Origin of the sequence: Lunatibacter salilacus (assembly GCF_009797935.1) — a bacterium.
Lineage (GTDB): Bacteria > Bacteroidota > Bacteroidia > Cytophagales > Cyclobacteriaceae > Lunatibacter > Lunatibacter salilacus.
Map to the genome: position 1 here is coordinate 20,126 of NZ_VOLC01000018.1, position 19,340 is coordinate 39,465.

Here is a 19,340-nt window from a genome sequence, read left to right on the forward strand (position 1 = left end):
AAATTTTGGAATAAAAAAGCCAGTGAGTAAGCCTCGATATGGGGAACTATAGAAGCGCAACGGGGAATAGGAAGGAAGCGGTGGAATTCGCCTGTCTGACTTGGCCATTATATAAAGTCTAACAAATAAAGAACATTCTTCTTAATTAAGTACGTATATTTGTACGTAAAAAAAATTGACACGATGATAGCGGCAAATTATTCTGAATTCCGAATGGATTTAAAAAAATACCTGGACAGTGTAGAAGAAAATAACGAAACGTTAATCATAAAGCGGAAATCGGGCAAAGGAACCGTAGTGATTTCACTTGATGAATACAATTCACTTATGGAAACATTGCATTTACTGAGTTCTAAAAAAAATGCGGACAGGCTTTACGAATCAATCCAGCAAATGAAATCGGGGAAAACCATTAGGCCAAAAATAGACGGATAAATGGTTTTAACTTTTACCGAAAATGCTTGGGACGATTATCTTTACTGGCAAAAAGTTGACAAGAGGATGGTCGGAAAAATCAATGAGCTTATTAAAGCCATTAAAAGAACACCATTTGAAGGAATCGGTAAACCAGAACCTCTTAAATATGATTTAGCCGGGTACTGGTCCCGAAGGATTGATCAGGAACATAGGCTTGTTTATCAAATCATTGAGGATGAGCTCCTCGTGTATGCTTGTAGATACCACTATGACCTCTAAAATGAGTAAGAAGCCTATGTGCTTTTTAGGCTAAGACAAAAATAATAGTGACAATTTTAGTAAATAATCAAAAGCCAACATCAAGCCTGCGCAAAAAGCACCTGGAATTACGCACATTACTCATCACTCACTTAACTGACGACGTTGAGAATCGGGAAATTATTTTTAATGGCATAGAACAATCCTATTACTATGAGGGATATGAAAAAGGAAGTGGGGATGATCAAACCTGACAGTTCGGAGCAACATTCAGAAACATGAGGATATCAAGCAGCCTTTCGGGGTCTCTGAATCGATGCTGAGGAATGCCTGAGTTCTGCGGGATTTTTCAATATTGTGGAGATAAAAACCTGCACTCGTTGCTTTGGCTAAATTAAGCCTGAATTCTGTTAAATCTCCCCTTGTTTTAACATAAATGTAAAAATAAGCTGTTTTTTCCCTATCTATTTTTACGTTTTTGTAAGTTTAAGAAATAAAATCTTTTGACCCATAGATTATTTTTAGAACCCCACTTATTTCGGCATTGAAAATAAATTCCCTAATCGAACAAAATCCAATTAAAACCATTTAACCTTTAACACTAAACCAACCAATCAAATGAAAAAAGCACTTTTAGGAAATACTGGACTAAGCACATCACCCATCGTCTTGGGCTGCAACGTCTTTGGCTGGACCATAGACGAAAAGCAGTCATTTACCATCTTGGATGAATTTGTGGACCTTGGGTTTGAAACCTTGGATACTGCCGATGTATATTCCCGCTGGGCTTCCGGTAATAAAGGAGGAGAATCGGAGCGGATTATCGGCGACTGGATGAAGTCCAAGGGAAATCGGAATTCTATAAACTTGATCACCAAAGTGGGTGCCGATATGGGGCAGGGGAAGAGAGACCTTAAAGAAGCATACATTATAAAGGCAGTAGAAGACTCCCTTCAAAGGCTGCAAACCGATTATATTGATTTATACCTCACCCACTGGGATGATGACCAAACTCCCGTGGAGGAAACCCTTGGGGCATATCAAAAATTGATCGAAGCCGGCAAGGTAAAGGCAATCGGTGCATGCAACCTATCTGTAGATCGGCTCTCTGCCTCCATTCAAGCCCATAAAGATCATGGTCTGCCCAAATATGAAGTGTTTCAACCCGAATATAACTTGTACGACAGGGAGGGTTTTGAAACGGGAACAGCCCAGCTTTGCAAGGATGAGGGAATGGGCGTCATTTGCTATTATGCCTTGGCTATGGGCTTTTTGACAGGCAAGTACCGGTCCAAGGAAGACCTGGGAAAAAGTGTTCGCGGTGGTGGGATTGAAAAGAAATACCTGAATGAACGTGGCATGCGTATTCTGGAAGGTTTGGATAAGATATCGGCAACGCATGGTGTTTCACAGGCTGCAGTGGCTTTGGCCTGGCTGATTCATAGTCCAATCATCACAGCCCCCATCGCCAGCGCAACCAAAAGTAACCACTTGCAAGCATTTGTGGAAGCAGCCTCCTTGAACCTAAATAAAGAAGAAATCAACTTGCTAGACCACGTATCTGCTTATTGAAAATTGAATTTTACTTTGTTGCAAGCGTTAGGCTTTTTATCGATTTTACCAACATTAGTTTTAACTTCCGCCTTGCAGATTGAAGAAATCCGGGCAGTGCGGGGGTAAAGACACTTTGACGAAGTTTTTGGCACTACATATTTTTTATTGACTATCTTTTCCCAAAAACTGAGGAGTTTGCCTATGCGCGGGTAGCGGACGGATTTGAAGATGCACAGCGGCGGGGTTTTCCCCGAAATGGCGGGGCAGGTTGGTTACTTTTTGATCCCGATTCGCTTCTCTATTCGGGACAGGCTCTGCAGCAAAAAAGTGACAAAGAATGTTATAGCAAATAAAGCCAAGGAATGAAATAACATTCTATCAATGCAGTTTTTCTGCCTTGCAGATTGAAAAACTCACTCAGTAATCATAAACATAATCGCTATAAAATGTAACACCGTCCCCGCCAACACAAACAAATGCCAAATGGCATGGGCAAAGCGCATGGTCTTGTTTGTATAGAAAATCACCCCTATTGTATAAGCTATTCCTCCCGCAGCAATTAGGCTGAGTTCGGAAATGTCCAGGTTACGGATAAGGGGCTGAACAAAGAAAACCGCCAACCAACCCATACTCAGGTAAAGGACCAATGATAGTCTCCGAAAGCGGTGAGTATAAAAGATTTTGAAAATGATACCTGCAAGTGCCAAAGTCCAGATCACCCCAAAATAAATCCAACCTTTCATTCCACCAATCGCTATAAGTAGAAAGGGTGTGTAGGTTCCAGCTATCAAAAAATAAATACTAACATGGTCGAAAGTGCGCAGTAATGGCTTTATACGGGGAGAATCTATGGCATGGTATAAAGTAGAGAAAGTGTAAAGCAATAATATGGACCCCCCAAAAAGGCTGCAGCTGACAATATGAATAACTGTACCGTTCAACACTGAAAATGTAATGAGCAGTGATATGGCCACAATACTGAACAACACACCGATAAGATGCGTAATGCTATTTGCAAATTCCTCTTCCAGTGCCTGTTTTCTCTCCATCTGAAGATAAAGGTAATTGATTATTAGGTTTTACTAATACCCTACAGTGCCATCAAGACCAAATTCCCTGGGGAGAAAATTTTCCCTGAATTTAAGCGTATCTCCATTATTGCTGATTCAAAATGGATAATAACCTGATTTACTTGCAGGAAGGTTATCGATAACCGGCAAAATTTTTTTCCTGTAATAATCTATTTTTTTGTTTTTAAATCCAACTCTATAGCCTAATTTTAGTCTCTCTTTCCCAAAATACCTATGCCAGCGGTCTCAACGATAAACATTTTCCGAGTTTCAACGCCGAATTCCCCGAATCCAACTTCGGATGATGGCAAGACGGACGAGGTGCTTTGGGGAGAGTTCAAATCAGGCAATGAATCGGCTTTTGTACAGATCTATTCAAGCTATTATGAGGAAATGTACAACTATGGTTTTCAGGTTTCTGGGGATTTGGGTCTAGTTCAAGACTGTATTCAGGACCTTTTTATGGAAATCCGAAAAAATAGAATGCGGTTAGGAGCCACCAATAACATACGTTTCTATCTTTTTAAGGCCCTTAGAAGAAAAATTATTCGTGAAAAAAGCAAGTGGTTCCGTAAATTTGAGGCTTTTTCCGGAGAAAACCCGCAGTGGATCGCCCCTTCCCATGAGCAGCATTTGATTGATCAGCAAGTGGGACAAGAAGCAATGGAAAGGCTACAGACGGCCATTCAGGAATTAACTCCCAAGAAGCGGGAAGTCCTTTATTATTTTTATTTTGAAAACCTGACCTATGAACAAATCAGGGAACTGATGGGGGTTTCGAACGTCAAATCAATTCGTAATCTACTGTACGAAACCATTTCCCTACTTCGCAAAAACTGGTAGCGGGAAATATTTTTCTATTTTTGAAAAAAATAATTCACTTTTTGCCATGTCATTGGACAAGCTGCTGCCTTATAATGGTGAATGGCAATTAAATGAAAAATAAGCAAGACCACCTCACCTTTCTTTTGGCAAATCCGGAATTTGTCCGCTGGGTAAAAACCCCGGACAAAGAGCTGGATATCTACTGGAGTAACTGGGTTCAGGGTCATCCGGAAGCGGCTGCGGATATTTTGAAAGCCAAAGCATTGGTAATGGCTTTTCGGGAGAAAAAAGCACTTCCTTTCCCCGAGCAGAAGGCAAGGCAGCTTCATGAAATAATCACTTCTGAAAGAAAACCTAAAGCAACGGCAAACTCAAATGGTGTGAGTCGAAAGCGGAAGACAGACCGTTCAATCAGCTTATGGGAACGGGCAGGCCAATGGAACAAAGTGGCAGCTATTCTTATGACGGTTTTAATATGTTCCGGAATCTATCATGTTTACACGAATGTTCCGGATAAAGCTGTTTTAACGGATACCCCTCCCGTTCCTTGGGTCACCAAAGAGACGTTACACGGTGAAAAATTGATGGTGAAATTGTCGGATGGATCCAGCATTTGGTTGAACTCAGGGACTGTACTCCGGTTTCCAGAAGCATTCGACAGCTTAGGTCGGGAATTGGAACTGACCGGAGAGGGCTATTTCGAAATTGCATCGGACCAAAATCGGCCCATGCAAATCCGTGCCGGAAAATTGGTCACACTAGTGCTGGGGACTAGTTTTACAATCAATACCACGGATGAAAATCGGCAGCGTATTTCACTCATTTCCGGGAAAGTTCAGGTGAAAAATAACAATTACGATCAAGAGATCTTCCTTGTACCCGGTGAACAGCTGGAATATGATCCTACCACACATATTTACAAAATCAATCCATTCAAGACAGAAAATGTCCTTGGTTGGAAGGATGGAATTCTGCAGCTTAGGAATGCTTCAATGGAAGATGCGGTTCGGGCATTGGAGAAGTGGTATGGGGTGGAGATCCAAGTGAGTGGAACCCCTTCTCGGCCTTGGAATCTTTCATCGGATTTTAAAAACCAAGACCTGGATCTGGTGCTGGAGCGTATCGCCTATATAGAAGCATTTGATTATACCATCGACAATAAAAAAGTAAACATTCAATTTAGCACCAAATAACCATGAAGCAAAAAACAGACACTTCCTAGCCGATCAGTTAGTTAAAAAAAGAAAGGCCCGGGGTATACAACATTGGGGAATGAACGTACCACCGGACCTGGCTTAATGTATGTACAATAAACCATTTTAAAATTATGAAATTAAAACTACAAAAGACAATTTATATGTTGTCAAGGTATTTCCTTACGGGGTTAATCCTGCAAACCTTGTTGTTTAACCTGGTTTTGGCAGTAAATGTTAACGCCCAACTACGATCCATCGATCAGGTTTGGGTTTCATTGGGCAGGGAAGAAATGACCCTGGGACAGTTTTTCCGCTTGGTGGAGAGCAAGTCCATATTCACCTTTTCCTATGACAGGAAAGATATTGACCAAAATTTTGCAGTGACTGTAGACGGGACTTCGACCACGGTGGAGGGATTACTGACGCAGGTTGCCCAACAAGCTTCCTTGGGATTTCGGCAAGTCAATGACCAAATAGATGTCAAAAAGGTAAACAGTGCCAATGTGGAAGTAGTCTCCAAGATGGATGTTACCGTTAGGGGTGTGGTCCGGGATGAAAATGGAGATCCGTTACCCGGCGCAACCGTTTCCGTGCAGGGTACTACGACGGGATCTGTTACAGATATCGACGGAACCTACTCCATTACTGTTCCGGAAGGATCAACCATCGTGTTTTCGTTTATTGGTTATGCTACCCAGCGTATTCAATTGGGTAATCAAACCGAATTAAATGTTACCATGAATTTGGATGAATCATCACTGGAAGAAGTGGTGGTCATCGGGTATGGTACTCAAAAAAGAAGCGACTTGACGGGCGCTGTATCGTCGGTAAAGTCGGAACAATTGACCGCTTACCCTGCCATTAGTGCAGTACAAGCTTTACAGGGCCGTGCTGCGGGCGTTCAAATTCAAGCAACCAACGGTGCTCCTGGTGCAGCACTTAAGGTAAGGATTCGTGGCGGCACCTCTATCAATGCCAGCAGTGACCCGATTTTCGTAGTAGACGGATTTATTGGAGCAGCGATGCCTCCTCCGGAGGATATTGCTTCCGTAGAAGTACTAAAAGACGCTTCAGCAACTGCGATTTATGGTTCCAGAGGAGCCAATGGTGTCATTATGATCACTACAAAGCGTGGAACAAAAGGAAAAGCCCGCATTGAGTTCAACTCCTCCTATTCTGCCCAAAACGAAATCAATCGCTTGGACCTGCTTGATGCAGACCAGTTTATTGACTACATCTCTGAGGCAAGACCAAACATCACATCCGCTGGTGGTAATACAGATTGGCAAGACCAAATCTTCCGAACCGGAGGAATCCAAAACTACCAGTTGTCGATTTCCGGTGGAAATGATGGGGTAAATTACTACGTATCCGGTGCGTATTTTGACCAAAAAGGAGTTATTATCAATTCTAATTTTAACCGATTTTCCATTACCTCCAACTTGGATGTCCAAGCCACTCAAAAACTGAAAATTGGGTTGAATCTCTTTGCGCAGCGTAGCGAAAGTGACGGTGTACGAACCCAAGAGGGGTCGGGAGGCTTGACTCCCGGCGTAGTTGCCTCAGCGTTTAAATTCGAGCCAGATCAGCCCATCTACCGCCCAGACGGCACCTTTACAGTAGCAAGGCTAAACGATCCGATTGACAACCCCTATGCTATCGCAACGTCTTTGATCGATCAAAATGTTACCGATAGATTTCAGGGAAACATGTTTGCGGAATATGATATCCTTGAAAATCTGAAATTCCGAACGACTTTCGGGGCGACTTCCCATGCAGGGCGTAACGGACAACATTCCCCAACTACCGTGACCGAAGGAAGAAATGTAGGTGGTGATGCACGTATAAACGCATCTAGAAGTACGCTATTCCTTAATGAAAATTACCTGACCTATAACAAAACATTTGGCGAAATCCACAATTTCTCCGCCATGGCGGGTTATTCCTTCCAATCCTCAGAGAATGAAAGCTGGGGTGCCCGGGGACAAAATTTCATTACCGATGCCTTTTCTTACTGGAACCTGGGCTCTTCCGCAGTCTGGCAAACCCCCAATTCAGCCTTTACTGACTGGCAGATTTCCTCCTATTATGGAAGGGTGAATTATTCCTTTGCCGATAGGTTGTTGTTTACCTTCAATGCGCGGTACGACGGTTCTTCTACCTTTAGTCGAAACAACAAATGGGCTTTCTTCCCCTCTGGTGCTGTAGCATGGAACATGAAAAATGAGAAGTTCTTGGATACCTCGGACTTAATTAGCTTTTGGAAGTGGAGAGGTAGCTACGGTATTACGGGTAACCAAGCCATTGCTCCGTACCAAACGCTTGCTAGATTTTCCTCAGTATTCACCGTGCTTAATGATTCTCCCGTCAATGCGGTAAGGCCTACTACGGTAGCCAACGATAACCTGACTTGGGAAACAACGGCACAACTCAACATAGGTACAGACGTGGGATTTTGGGATGACAGAATTACCTTGTCTGCGGAATATTATCGCATGGTAACTTCCGATCTATTATTTTCCGTTCCATTACCGAGATATTCAGGTTATACGGACCAACTGAGAAATATTGGTCAGGTAGAAAACAAAGGAGTAGAACTGACACTGGGATCTCGAAATCTGGTTGGTGCTTTCCAATGGAATATGGATGTGAATATTTCCAGAAACGTAAACAAAGTACTTTCCTTACCAGATGGAACAGATATTCAGTACGGATCCGGACCGGGACATATGGTCGGTTTGGGCAACACCCAGTTACTGAAGGAAGGCTATCCGGTGGGTAGCTTCTTCGGTTGGGTTTATGATGGTGTATATCAGCAAGGCGATGATTTTATACCAGGTGGAGGCTTTGAGCAGGTTCTAGGAGGGGAGAAATTCAGGGATCTGAATGGAGATGGCATGCTAAACGCCAATGACCGGGAAATAATAGGTAATCCTCATCCGGACTTTATCTGGGGATGGAATAATGATTTCCGTTGGAGAAATTTTGATTTGAACGTTTTCTTCCAAGGTTCCTACGGAAATGATATCCTAAGCTACACTTTGATGGAATTGGACCTACTCTCGGGTATCAACAACGCCACTACGGCGGCATTGAACCGTTGGACTCCTACCAATACCAATACGGATATTCCAAGAGCTATGACAGGCAGAACCAGAAGAGTCTCTACCCGTTGGATCTATGACGGCACTTTTACCCGGCTGAAAAACCTTTCCCTAGGCTATAACATGCCAGCGCCAGTATTGGAAAAACTGAAAGTAACCCGGCTTAGGCTGTACGTCAGTGCGCAGAACATCCTGACATTTACCAACTACAGAGGTTACGATCCTGAAGTCAATTACCAATCAGGAGGTTCAACCAACGGCAACAGAAACCTGGGCTTGGATTACGGTTCCTATCCGAATGCCAAGAATTATACCTTTGGAATCAATGTGGGCTTTTAATCACCGACTACGGAAAAATCATGAAATCGAGCATGAGAAAACCCTCATTCAGAGGATGATTATCCATCATGCGAGATTCCACCCCGACTGCTAGTGCGGGGCAAGTTATGACCGTTGAAAAAAAATTATAAACAGATGAAATCGAGCATGACGTAGCCGTCACACACTGGGATGACTATCAACCATGCGAGATTCCATGTGACCGCTGAAAAACAATTATAGACACATGAAAAAATATATCAATAAGTTTTTGTTACTGAGTTTTGTCGGCATGTTTTTGGGATGTGCGGACTTGGAAGAAAGACCGATAGGTCTGTTGGCACCGGAGAGCTTGTTCAACACCTCCCGGGATGTGGAAATTGCGATTTTTGGAGCATACGGCTGGATAGCCAGTGAGCGGCTTTGGGGTAGACAGTTTGTGACTGCCCTGATGCTTCGCAGCGACATGGTAGATATTGGAGACCGAGGTACTCCAGCTGAGAGGCAGCAGGTAAATGACTTCAATATGGATGATAACAACGGTATGGTCAACCAGTTTTGGCCCTACTGGTATCAGGTTATTTCTGCTGCAAATGCGGCCATTTCCGGTGCGGAAACATTGGCTTTGGAGGAGGAAGTGAATAACCGTCTGGTGGCAGAAGCCAGGTTTGTGCGGGCGTTCAGCTATTTCCATTTGGTGCGGATGTTTGGGGATTTGCCTTATATCGATTTCTTTATTAACAATCCTGAATTGGTGAAAGAAATCAGTAAAACGCCAGAGGCTACCATCTATCAGGGAATATTGGCCGATTTTGAATATGCCAAACAATGGCTACCTGATCAGCATTCCAATAATATCAGATCAAGGCCAACAAAAGGAACAGCGGCTTCTTTTCTTGCCTCAGTTCACCTAACGCTAAACGATTACCCTAAGGCATATGAGGAAGCGAAATGGGTGATAGAAAATAAGGGAAGGTTTGGATACGACTTAGAACCGGATTTTCAAAATTTGTTCCGCGCTGAACTATCCAACAATATGCGGGAGCATATTTTCGCAGTAGAGTTCTTGGGTCAACAAGCTGGTGGTGGCGGTGCCAATGACGACCTTATGGGTGCGATGACCGGTATTCGGGGTGCTGATCAACTTGGATGGAGCGTAGCCGTTCCGTCAATGCCGGTATTTAATACTTGGGATGATCGCGATTATCGAAAAAAGGTAAGTTTCGAGGATTCTGCGGCGATCGCGGGAGTCATGCAACCCTATACAGAGTTTGTAAATACCCAACGACCTCATATTGCTAAATACAGGAGATTTCCTGGCAACAGCAATGCGGAGGGAAGGTTCACAGATCATAATTATGCGGCAATGCGGTATGCAGATGTATTGCTGATGGCGGCAGAAGCTGCTGCTGAGGTAAATAACGGTCCAACAGCGGAATCCATCGGATGGGTAAATGAGGTCCGTGCCAGAGCCAGAAACGCTGCAGGACAGCAAAACAGCTTCCCCGAAGATGTTCAGGGTGGATTGGATAAGGAAGATTTTGTGAACTTGATTTTGGAGGAGCGTCGCTTGGAATTAGCCTTTGAATATCACCGATGGTATGATATCAAACGACGGCAAATGGGAGATCTAGTGTTCAAAGGACCAAACTCTCTTGAACCACACCCAAGTTTTGATGCTGGCAGGGATTATCTAATGCCTTTGCCTCGAATTGAATTGGATGTAAATCCAAATCTTGCCCCACAAAATCCGGGTTATTGATTTGATGTAAAATAGAAAAAGGAGATGTGATAGCATCTCCTTTTATTAATAAAAAAAGGCCTGATGAAATCAATCATCAGGCCTTTTTTATTGGATATTAACTAGGGGAATTACCCGATTGAAATTCTCTTAAATGCACTTACTGTCAATCCTTTGCTCACACTGTCCAAATACTGGGCAATAGTTTTGCTGTTGTCCTTGACGAAAGCCTGGCTAAGTAAGGTGTTTTCTTTGTAGAATTTGTTCAACTTACCCAATGCTATTTTTTCAAGCATTTCTTCCGGCTTACCTTCTTGGCGGGCCTGGTCTTTGCCTACTTCGATTTCTCTTTCTACAGTAGTGGCATCTACGCCGTCTTTGTCTACAGCTACAGGATTCATGGCAGCGATCTGCATAGCCACGTCCTTACCTGCATCTTCCACGTTCGTTCCGCCGCTATTCACTAGGGATACCAATACGCCCAATTTGCCGTTGGAATGGATATACGCTACCACTTGGTCACCGGTAAGTTTTTCAAAGTGGGAAATTTCGATTTTCTCACCTATTTTTCCGGTCATTTCGGTGATTTTTTCTCCTACCGTGATACCTTCAAAAGGCAGTGCCTGAATGGCTTCAACCGAATCGGCATTTTCTTTTACCGCTAGGGAAAGGATGCTGTTTGCCAATTTGCCAAACTCTTCATTTTTGGCCACGAAGTCAGTCTCGCAAGTCAATGAAATAAGGACACCTGTTTTGCCATCTGCGCTGATGTCGGTTACTACCACACCTTCTTTTGTCTCTCTGTCTGCTCTGGAAGCGGATACTTTTTGACCTTTTTTTCTAAGGATGTCAATAGCTTTTTCAAAATCTCCTTCAGCTTCGGTAAGGGCTTTCTTACAGTCCATCATACCGGCTCCGGTCATTTGTCTCAATTTGTTTACCTCTTGTGCAGTAATAGCCATTGTAATGTTTGTTTTATTTTATGATTTACGATCAAATTTAGATTCTTCCAGACGTACAAATTCCGGCAGATCTATTATGTTGTATTAAACAAAAAATTGAACACAGGAAAACCTTATGTTCAATTTTTTGAAATATATAATCATTGTGGATTACTCGTTGGAGTCCGCGTCAACAGCCTTTTTGGCTTCCTCTTCTTCAGTGAGTTTTGCGTCGTCCTTGTCTCTTTTACGTTCTGAGAGTCCTTCTTCGATGGCAGCGCCGAATGCTTTCACCAGCAAAGAAATGGACTTATATGCATCGTCATTGGCTGGGATAGGGAAATCCGCTTCATTAGGGTTGGAGTTCGTATCCACCAATGCGAAAACAGGGATACCAAGCGTTTTTGCTTCAGCAATAGCGATATGCTCTCTTTTGATATCTACTATAAACAAAGCTGAAGGAAGTCGCGTAAGGTCGGCAATACCGCCCAAAACTGATTCCAGTTTCTCACGCTGACGAGTGATCATCAGACGCTCCTTTTTTGCGAGGTTTTGGTAAGACTCATCCTTCATCAACTTATCGATGGAGGTCATCTTCTTGAGCGACTTCCGGATCGTTGCAAAGTTAGTCATCATGCCACCTAACCATCTTTCAGTCACATAAGGCATTTTCAGCCTTCTTGCTTCTTCCGCCACCAGGTCTTTGGCTTGTTTTTTAGTAGCTACGAACATTACTTTTTTTCCGGAGCGTACGATTTGCTTGATTGCGTTGGATGCTTCTTCAAGGCAAACGAGCGTTTTATTCAGATCGATGATATGGATTCCGTTCTTCTCCATGAAGATATACGGTGCCATTCTTGGATCCCACTTTCTTGTTAAGTGTCCGAAGTGAACACCAGCATCCAGTAAGTCTTTATATTCTAAATTGGCCATTTATTAAATATGTGTTTGTTTAACTGTATGTAAAAGAAACAGTATCCAGCTATTAACGCTTGGAGAACTGGAATTTTCTTCTTGCTTTCTTGCGGCCTGCTTTCTTACGTTCTACCATTCTGGAATCCCGAGTAAGAAACCCTTCTTTCTTCAATGGCGGTCTGTTTTCTTCGTTGATTTCACATAGGGCACGGGAGATCGCCATACGGATAGCTTCCGCCTGACCTTTGATTCCACCACCGTCTACGTTGATTTGTATATCATACGAACCATCCTGGTTGATCAGCGTCAAAGGCTGTCTAACCACAATTTGGTGCAGGTCAAATGGGAAATATACTGCCAACTCTTTTTTGTTGACGGTAATGTTGCCATTTCCCGGTTTCATGTAAATTCTTGCTACGGAGGTCTTCCTTCTTCCGATCGTGTTAGTTACTTCCATTGACGGCTAGCATTAAAGTGTGACTTCTTTTGGTTGCTGTGCACTGTGCGGATGCTCAGGGCCAGCGTAAACATAAAGATTGGTATAGAGCTTTCTGCCCAACCTGTTTTTTGGTAACATGCCTCTTACAGCCTTTTCCACCAAAGTGATCTCAGATTTCTGCATCAAAATCTTTGGTGTGGCAATCCGCTGCCCTCCGGGATATCCCGTGTGGCGAACGTATACCTTATCGTCCCATTTTTTGCCAGTTAACCTGACTTTTCCCGCGTTTACGACAATTACATTGTCTCCGCAGTCTACATGAGGGGTAAAGTTCGGCTTATGTTTCCCTCTTAAAATTTTCGCCACTCCACTGGCAAATCTACCCAATACTTGGGACTGGGCATCCACAATAACCCAATCCTTCTGTACAGTAGCTTTGTTTGCTGAAATGGTCTTATAGCTTAAAGTATCCACTGTGTAAATGTTTAATTAATAGCTTGTTAAATACAGTTCACCCTCAAAAAGGGACACAAAGATAGATGTAATTAAATTTATTTGCAAAACATTCCTGACATTACTGCCTTATTTTCACAAGAATAGCAAAAATTGTTTTGCCTGTTCCTCTGAAAAATTGACCTCATTCCTGATTTTGCCCTCAATTCACACCTAACTATTAGCGGTTTTTTTCCAGTTGCTTGACCAGCACCGCGAAATCTTTTGGATAAGGTGCTTCCACAACTTGCATTCCGCCATCCATAAGCGTAAATCGGATCGAGTGCGCATGCAGGGATACACGCTGCATCAGCGGTTCTTCCTCTGTGCCTTTTTTTAAGTTGAACTTCCGCTTTATCTTAGATAGATAAAGGGGTTTTCCTCCATAAAGTTCATCCCCGCAAATAGGAGCGCCCAAGTAAGAAAGATGGACCCGAATCTGATGCATTCTCCCAGTAATCGGATTACACGCAATCAGGCTGTGATGGAAGTAGGTACGCAAAGTGTCAAAATAAGTAAGCGCCGGCTTTCCCTCCGGACTTACCTTGGAAATCCCCTTGTTATTGGCAAGAAGATTTCTGTCTACCATCGTTTGTCGAAACTCATGTATGCCGTCTACCACTGCGTGGTATACTTTGTGCACACTGCGGTCCTCAAACTGCATGGCCATGTGCCGGTACGCGTCGGGGTGCTTGGCGATTACCAGACAACCCGATGTTTCCTTATCCAGTCGATGACAGACCTGTGCGTCTGGAGTGTACTGCTTGGCCAAATGGAGAATGTTCTGTGCCTCATGCCTGTCGTCCAGCGTGGACAGGTAAGGGGGTTTGTTCACGACAATAAAATCATCGTTTTCAAACAGAATCAGATCTTTAAATACAATTTTCTTCATAAGGCTTCTCTCCAAACCGGGCCGCAAAAGTAACACATATTGTAATGGGAATAAAATTATTAGGGTGAATAATGTGTAGCATAGAATTTTAGATGTGCCTAAATTTAGAGTTTTTCATAAGTGCCGAGTCTACATAATGTTTTTTCGTAGAGTAGTTTTAGATCCCATTTTAAATTTTACCGATCAAATTCTATTTATCTTTGGGCTGGTGTTTTCGAAATGATGGAAAAAGACGATCAACTTACCCTTAGGAGAGTTCGCGTAATGCGGTATGTGATGCCTTTGCGTGAGGGTGGATCCCTGCCTGCCTTGGCTGATGCTGATGACGGGTTTAGCTATGTGCTTAAGTTTAGAGGAGCCGGCCAGCGGGAAAAGGCACTGATTGCAGAGCTGTTGGGCGGCGAAATTGCCAGGCTGCTCGGATTCAAAGTTCCTGAATTGGTTCTTGCGGATCTGGATGAGGCTTTCGGACGATCTGAAGGAGATGAAGAAATCCAGGATTTACTTAAAGGGAGCCAGGGGTTAAACCTTGGGCTCCACTTTTTGTCAAAGGCAATTACTTTTGACCCCGGTGCCACTAAGGTGGATGCATTGCTGGCTTCCCAAATTGTCTGGTTGGATGCTTTTATTACAAATGTGGACAGGACCTATCGAAATACCAATATGTTGCTGTGGAACAGGGAGCTTTGGCTGATTGACCATGGCGCTGCCTTTTTATTTCACCATTCCTGGACCAATTGGGAAAAACATGCAGCAGGTTCCTTTCCGACAATCAAAGATCATGTTTTACTACCGCAGGCTTCACAGATCGACGAGGTGGACATAATCTTCAAATCACTGTTGACGGATAATAAATTGTCGGAGATAGTTGATTTGATCCCGGATGAATGGGTGTTGGCATCCAGGGATGTCGAATCCGCATCGGAAGGGAAAGAGATTTATCGGGAATTTCTGAAACTAAGGAGAGATAGTTCGGATGTATTTATCAACCAAATAAAAGAGGCAAGGCATGCACTTATATGAATACGCCATACTTCGGGTTGTTCCATCCGTTGAGCGGGAGGAATTTATCAATGTGGGAGCAATCCTAAACTGCAAGCAACAGGGCATGCTACATTGTAAGATCTTTTTGGATGAGAAAAAGTTGACCGCATTGGATCAGAAAGCTGACGTGGGCATCATCCAATCCTACCTAGAATCCTTTCGGAAAATTTGTGAAGGGCATCCCAATGGCAGTCCAATTGCCCTTCAGGATGCCACTTCAAGATTTAGGTGGCTTACGGCCGTTAGGAGTTCGATTATTCAAACTTCCAGGCCCCACAGTGGATTCTCTGATGATCTTTCCGAAACCTTGGACAAGCTTTTTCAAAAGTATGTTTTGTAAATACCAAAATTAGCTATCCCCCAGCTGTCAAATTAAGATGCGTACTGGGTAAAACTAAGTCTGTTCATAGCTTAATAGCCCAAAAACTTACCGATTTCCTTTACCCAGATCTCGTATCCTTTCCGCTTCATGTGCAGATCGTCTTCCAGGAAGATATCTGGCAGGGGTTTTTTGTCCGGACCCAGCATGCCTGTCCATACATCGGCATATTGCACACTGGCGGTAACCGCACTGTATTTTACCATTTCCGTGTTGAGATCCTTATACTTGTCTGCCAATTCCCAACGGGAAATGCTGGGTTTTGCGCCGATTAGGATGACCTCAGTTTCTGGCAGTTTTAATTTTATTTCCGATACGATCAGGTTTAATGTTTCCATGATTACCTCCGTGTCTTTTCCTGCGGAAATATCATTGTCCCCTTCATAGATAAATACTTGTTTTGGACGGTACGCCAAAATCAATTCGTCCACATAATGCAACAGGTCTACTGCTTGCGAACCGCCGAATCCGGCATTAACCACTTTGTGATTGGGGAAATCAGTAGCCAAATCTGCCCACATACGTATGCTGGAGCTTCCGGTGAATACTACCGATCCCTGATAGTCTTCAGCGGGATATATTTCTCTTATTTCTTGAACCTGGCCTTCAAACCGGGTCGGATCCTGTGCCCAAACTTGGCCAAGAATTAAAAACAGGAACAGCATGCAGTTTGCTTTCTTCATAATAGATTTTTGAGTTTTCAAGTCCGAAATTACGTGCTTTTACGGTTACTCGCACTACCGGAAAAAAAATATTGGTTGCCTGTTCCGTTTTCGGACAGGTTCGGTTCCTTTATGTCTGAAAACGGTCACTTGGAAACTCGGCTTGATATAAAATGTAACTAACAATGGACTGTTGATTCAAGTTATACAAGCTTTTTATCTGTTTCTGTCACATTTTTGACCCAGTACGAAAACTAGTATGGGCTTTGCTTTAATTAAAATAATTGCGTTCACTTTATGACCTATATCCAACGAATGCTGTGGTTTTGTGCCGGAGCATACCAGCCATTATTGAAGAAATGCCCAACTGAATCCAACAAATATATTGGAATAGGTGGGACGGTATTGTTTACGGCCATATTCGCAGGATTGGCTGCTGGATATGCCATGCATACGGTATTTGATTCTCCCTATGTAGCAGTAATTCTGGCGGTAATCTGGGCTTTGATGATTTTTAACCTGGATAGGTACATCGTGGGTACCATGCGGAAGCGGAAAAGCAGTTTTGAGGAATGGAGAATCGCCCTACCCCGTTTTTTCCTCGCCGCTGTATTGGCATTAGTAATAGCCAAGCCGCTTGAGCTGCGTATTTTTGAAAAGGAAATCAACCGGCAACTGGACAAAGACAGGCTGGCAGTCATTCAGGAAACCAAAGAACAAATTGACCTTGGATTTCCAGAAAAGACGGAAATTTTGAACGGGATTCAGTCCCTCCAAGAGGACACTGACAATAAACGGGAATTTAGAGACGAAAAGCAGAAGGAGTATGATGCCGAACGCTTTGGACTAAAGACTCCTGGTACATCCGGTGTTGTCGGCTTGGGTACCAATGCCCGAAAAAAGGAAGAACAATTGAATTTGGCTGAACAGGATTACAGGGAGTCGGAAGCCCGAAATCTTGAAAGGGCAGTGGCATATGAGGAGGATTTGAAAGTCATTGAAGCGGCCAAGGAAGCCGAATGGCAACGGCAGGAAATTTCTATGGACAACTATGACGGCTTAGCCGCCCGTTTGCAGGCGCTCGGGACACTCACTGCCGAAAACATTTCCATGTACTGGGCAAATATCTTTATAATTTTACTGTTCCTGATCGTCGAGACTGCCCCGTTGCTGGTAAAATTAATGGCTTCAGCCGGGCCCTATGATATGCTTTTGGATAAACATGAAGCCGGTATCATATTGTATGCGGATGAGCAGTGGCACAAGACCGCCTCGGATAGTCAGGTTCGGCTACATGTATTCGATGAACTAACACCCGATAAAACAAAGGTAACACTGGAGGAGCAGCGGGAAAAGCTATACAGAAACACCGCCCACAATCCTCAAATGGCGCCGGAGTAATAACTCCCTTATATCAACAAACCTTCCAAGTTTTGTTGATAATCAACTAGTTATTTAAATTATTCAGGTGAAACCTGGAAGGTTTTTTCGCCATAAAGAACAACGGATAAAGTATTTCGGATTTTAGAAAAATCAAAAACTGTAATAGTCGATTGGTCATACATTTCTATTTGTGACAATTTTTACGGAACTTGAAGGGAAATTTACCCAATAAACCTTTTGAGTTGAATGCTTAAGACCAGTTATTTTATCTTTCTTGCCGGGATCGTTCTCGGTTGCCAATCTCCCCAAGTTGATAGTTCCGAAGAACTTCCTCCGCCAAATGTCATTTTTATCCTTGCCGATCAGTGGCGGGGGGAAGCCGTTGGCTATGCGGGGAACAATGACATTATTACTCCTAATCTGGACCGATTGGCGGCTGAAAGTGTGGTTTTTCAAAATGCCGTCGCCGTGATCCCCGTTTGTGCACCCTGGCGGGCGAGTTTTCTTACCGGCCAATACCCCTTAACCAACGGGCTCTTTTACAATGATAAACCCCTGCCGACCAATGCCGTTACCATGGGTAAAATCTATAAGGAGGCCGGCTATCAGACGGGATATATTGGTAAGTGGCACCTAAACGGCCACATGCGTGGTGAAGATCCCTTTAGCGGTAGAAATAAACCCGTGCCCAAAGAAAGGCGGCAGGGCTTTGATTATTGGAAAGTAAGAGAGGTAACTCACGATTATAACAACAGTTATTATTTTGATGAGAATGATGAAAAGCAGTTTTGGGAGGGATATGACGTGTTCCCGCAAACGGACAGTGCGATAAGTTATGTAAAGCAAAATAAGGATAATCCTTTCCTACTTTATTTATCCTATGGGCCTCCGCATGATCCATATTTTTCCGCCCCAAAAGAATACCAAGACATGTATGACCCAGCAGCAATATTTCTCAGACCGAACGTGCCGGAAATATACCAAGATAGTGCCCGCCGGGTCATAGCCGCTTACTATGCCCATTGTACAGCGATGGATAAAGCCATAGGTGACCTGATGGATGCTGTGGAAGCGGAGGGTTTGACGGATAATACGATTTTCGTATTTACCTCTGACCACGGGGATATGTTGATGTCAAAAGGCGTTCTGAAAAAACAACGCCCCTGGGACGAATCCATAATGGTTCCTTTGCTCATACGCTATCCCAATAGGCTGGGAAAGGAACGAAGGGAGGTTTTAGACCCTATCAATACACCGGATTTATTGCCTACTTTTCTGGGATTGTCCGGATTGGATATTCCAACGAGTGTACAGGGGAAGGACTTTTCCACAGCTTTATTGGCAGGTGAGGAACTTGAAAATGAAGCAGCACTGATTACCCTTCCTGTGCCTTTTCACGAGTGGCAATTTATGAATGGGGGCCGGGAATACAGAGGCGTACGCACCCGGAAATACACCTATGTGCGGGATCTGCTGGGGCCTTGGCTGCTCTATGAGAACGAGCAGGATCCCTACCAGATGACCAACTTGGTGGACTTGCCGCAGTTCGTCCAACTTAGGGATTATTTGGATGGCGTGTTGGCGAAAAAGCTAGCAGAGACCAGTGATGAATTTCTTCCCGCTGACGCGTATATGCGCCGGTTTAATTACCTTTATGACAGAAACGACAGCATTAGGCCAGCCAATTACTTGGAGCTGAACCGATAGCAA

At 43.6% G+C, this 19,340-nt stretch carries 18 protein-coding genes; 11 read left to right on the top strand and 7 right to left on the bottom strand.

What is annotated here, in order from left to right; translation table 11 throughout:
- Positions 1–183 precede the first annotated feature (183 nt).
- From FQ608_RS20750 to FQ608_RS20765, 3 genes are all read left to right on the top strand, one after another.
- Positions 184–435 carry a type II toxin-antitoxin system Phd/YefM family antitoxin gene (locus FQ608_RS20750; protein WP_158860519.1) on the top strand — a complete coding sequence of 84 codons (252 nt, stop codon included), beginning with the start codon at positions 184–186 and terminating at the stop codon, positions 433–435.
- A complete protein-coding gene (locus FQ608_RS20755) occupies positions 436–696 on the top strand; it encodes a Txe/YoeB family addiction module toxin (RefSeq protein ID WP_158860412.1) in 261 nt (86 codons plus the stop codon). It begins immediately after the preceding gene.
- Positions 697–1,293: 597 nt separating this feature from the next.
- Complete coding sequence (locus FQ608_RS20765) at positions 1,294–2,247, top strand: aldo/keto reductase (RefSeq protein ID WP_158860414.1); 954 nt, start codon at positions 1,294–1,296, stop codon at positions 2,245–2,247.
- 395 nt (positions 2,248–2,642) lie between these two features.
- Here the strand turns inward: FQ608_RS20765 and trhA are convergent, their stop codons facing one another.
- Entirely contained in the window at positions 2,643–3,278 is a 636-nt protein-coding gene (trhA, locus tag FQ608_RS20770) for a PAQR family membrane homeostasis protein TrhA (protein ID WP_158860415.1), read from the bottom strand.
- A gap of 255 nt (positions 3,279–3,533) precedes the next feature.
- On the opposite strand from trhA, the gene FQ608_RS20775 reads away from it, so the two are divergent.
- From FQ608_RS20775 to FQ608_RS20790, 4 genes are all read left to right on the top strand, one after another.
- Positions 3,534–4,142 carry an RNA polymerase sigma factor gene (locus FQ608_RS20775; RefSeq protein ID WP_158860416.1) on the top strand — a complete coding sequence of 203 codons (609 nt, stop codon included), beginning with the start codon at positions 3,534–3,536 and terminating at the stop codon, positions 4,140–4,142.
- A 92-nt stretch (positions 4,143–4,234) separates the two neighbouring features.
- Positions 4,235–5,317: a FecR family protein gene (locus tag FQ608_RS20780; RefSeq protein WP_158860417.1), complete on the top strand. Its 1,083-nt coding sequence runs from the start codon at positions 4,235–4,237 to the stop codon at positions 5,315–5,317.
- Between the two features lie 134 nt (positions 5,318–5,451).
- On the top strand, positions 5,452–8,763 hold the full coding sequence (locus tag FQ608_RS20785) for a SusC/RagA family TonB-linked outer membrane protein (protein WP_158860418.1): 3,312 nt from the start codon (positions 5,452–5,454) through the stop codon (positions 8,761–8,763).
- A gap of 226 nt (positions 8,764–8,989) precedes the next feature.
- A complete protein-coding gene (locus FQ608_RS20790; RefSeq protein WP_158860419.1) occupies positions 8,990–10,504 on the top strand; it encodes a RagB/SusD family nutrient uptake outer membrane protein in 1,515 nt (504 codons plus the stop codon).
- 110 nt (positions 10,505–10,614) lie between these two features.
- Here FQ608_RS20790 and tsf read toward each other — a convergent pair whose 3' ends face one another.
- The 5 genes from tsf to FQ608_RS20815 all read right to left on the bottom strand — a co-directional run bounded on the left by tsf (position 10,615) and on the right by FQ608_RS20815 (position 14,162).
- The gene (gene tsf, locus FQ608_RS20795; RefSeq protein WP_158860420.1) at positions 10,615–11,445 is read right to left on the bottom strand and encodes a translation elongation factor Ts; all 831 of its coding nucleotides are present in this window, start codon (positions 11,443–11,445) and stop codon (positions 10,615–10,617) included.
- Between the two features lie 150 nt (positions 11,446–11,595).
- Positions 11,596–12,357, bottom strand: coding sequence for a 30S ribosomal protein S2 (gene rpsB, locus FQ608_RS20800; RefSeq protein WP_158860421.1), 762 nt, complete (start codon positions 12,355–12,357; stop codon positions 11,596–11,598).
- A gap of 52 nt (positions 12,358–12,409) precedes the next feature.
- Complete coding sequence (gene rpsI / locus FQ608_RS20805) at positions 12,410–12,796, bottom strand: 30S ribosomal protein S9 (protein WP_158860422.1); 387 nt, start codon at positions 12,794–12,796, stop codon at positions 12,410–12,412.
- A 12-nt stretch (positions 12,797–12,808) separates the two neighbouring features.
- Positions 12,809–13,252 carry a 50S ribosomal protein L13 gene (rplM, locus tag FQ608_RS20810; protein WP_158860423.1) on the bottom strand — a complete coding sequence of 148 codons (444 nt, stop codon included), beginning with the start codon at positions 13,250–13,252 and terminating at the stop codon, positions 12,809–12,811.
- Positions 13,253–13,451: 199 nt separating this feature from the next.
- Positions 13,452–14,162, bottom strand: coding sequence for an RluA family pseudouridine synthase (locus FQ608_RS20815; protein ID WP_158860424.1), 711 nt, complete (start codon positions 14,160–14,162; stop codon positions 13,452–13,454).
- A gap of 222 nt (positions 14,163–14,384) precedes the next feature.
- Here FQ608_RS20815 and FQ608_RS20820 point away from each other — a divergent pair, with 222 nt between their 5' ends.
- On the top strand, positions 14,385–15,185 hold the full coding sequence (locus FQ608_RS20820; protein WP_158860425.1) for a HipA family kinase: 801 nt from the start codon (positions 14,385–14,387) through the stop codon (positions 15,183–15,185).
- Positions 15,172–15,546: a DUF3037 domain-containing protein gene (locus FQ608_RS20825; RefSeq protein WP_158860426.1), complete on the top strand. Its 375-nt coding sequence runs from the start codon at positions 15,172–15,174 to the stop codon at positions 15,544–15,546. The genes FQ608_RS20820 and FQ608_RS20825 overlap by 14 nt, the downstream gene beginning before the upstream one ends.
- A gap of 71 nt (positions 15,547–15,617) precedes the next feature.
- Here the strand turns inward: FQ608_RS20825 and FQ608_RS20830 are convergent, their stop codons facing one another.
- The gene (locus FQ608_RS20830; protein WP_158860427.1) at positions 15,618–16,268 is read right to left on the bottom strand and encodes a GDSL-type esterase/lipase family protein; all 651 of its coding nucleotides are present in this window, start codon (positions 16,266–16,268) and stop codon (positions 15,618–15,620) included.
- Between the two features lie 276 nt (positions 16,269–16,544).
- Here FQ608_RS20830 and FQ608_RS20835 point away from each other — a divergent pair, with 276 nt between their 5' ends.
- Positions 16,545–17,648 carry a DUF4407 domain-containing protein gene (locus FQ608_RS20835; RefSeq protein ID WP_158860428.1) on the top strand — a complete coding sequence of 368 codons (1,104 nt, stop codon included), beginning with the start codon at positions 16,545–16,547 and terminating at the stop codon, positions 17,646–17,648.
- 228 nt (positions 17,649–17,876) lie between these two features.
- Positions 17,877–19,337: a sulfatase family protein gene (locus FQ608_RS20840; RefSeq protein WP_158860429.1), complete on the top strand. Its 1,461-nt coding sequence runs from the start codon at positions 17,877–17,879 to the stop codon at positions 19,335–19,337.
- The last annotated feature ends 3 nt before the right edge of the window (positions 19,338–19,340 follow it).

Bases quoted from the DNA above. Each gene is read 5' to 3' on its own strand.
- FQ608_RS20750 (WP_158860519.1), top strand. From the start codon at position 184: ATGATAGCGGCAAATTATTCTGAATTCCGAATGGATTTAAAAAAATAC.
- FQ608_RS20755 (WP_158860412.1), top strand. From the start codon at position 436: ATGGTTTTAACTTTTACCGAAAATGCTTGGGACGATTATCTTTACTGG.
- FQ608_RS20765 (WP_158860414.1), top strand. From the start codon at position 1,294: ATGAAAAAAGCACTTTTAGGAAATACTGGACTAAGCACATCACCCATC.
- trhA (WP_158860415.1), bottom strand. From the start codon at position 3,278: ATGGAGAGAAAACAGGCACTGGAAGAGGAATTTGCAAATAGCATTACG.
- FQ608_RS20775 (WP_158860416.1), top strand. From the start codon at position 3,534: ATGCCAGCGGTCTCAACGATAAACATTTTCCGAGTTTCAACGCCGAAT.
- FQ608_RS20780 (WP_158860417.1), top strand. From the start codon at position 4,235: ATGAAAAATAAGCAAGACCACCTCACCTTTCTTTTGGCAAATCCGGAA.
- FQ608_RS20785 (WP_158860418.1), top strand. From the start codon at position 5,452: ATGAAATTAAAACTACAAAAGACAATTTATATGTTGTCAAGGTATTTC.
- FQ608_RS20790 (WP_158860419.1), top strand. From the start codon at position 8,990: ATGAAAAAATATATCAATAAGTTTTTGTTACTGAGTTTTGTCGGCATG.
- tsf (WP_158860420.1), bottom strand. From the start codon at position 11,445: ATGGCTATTACTGCACAAGAGGTAAACAAATTGAGACAAATGACCGGA.
- rpsB (WP_158860421.1), bottom strand. From the start codon at position 12,357: ATGGCCAATTTAGAATATAAAGACTTACTGGATGCTGGTGTTCACTTC.
- rpsI (WP_158860422.1), bottom strand. From the start codon at position 12,796: ATGGAAGTAACTAACACGATCGGAAGAAGGAAGACCTCCGTAGCAAGA.
- FQ608_RS20815 (WP_158860424.1), bottom strand. From the start codon at position 14,162: ATGAAGAAAATTGTATTTAAAGATCTGATTCTGTTTGAAAACGATGAT.
- FQ608_RS20820 (WP_158860425.1), top strand. From the start codon at position 14,385: ATGGAAAAAGACGATCAACTTACCCTTAGGAGAGTTCGCGTAATGCGG.
- FQ608_RS20825 (WP_158860426.1), top strand. From the start codon at position 15,172: ATGCACTTATATGAATACGCCATACTTCGGGTTGTTCCATCCGTTGAG.
- FQ608_RS20830 (WP_158860427.1), bottom strand. From the start codon at position 16,268: ATGAAGAAAGCAAACTGCATGCTGTTCCTGTTTTTAATTCTTGGCCAA.
- FQ608_RS20835 (WP_158860428.1), top strand. From the start codon at position 16,545: ATGACCTATATCCAACGAATGCTGTGGTTTTGTGCCGGAGCATACCAG.
- FQ608_RS20840 (WP_158860429.1), top strand. From the start codon at position 17,877: ATGCTTAAGACCAGTTATTTTATCTTTCTTGCCGGGATCGTTCTCGGT.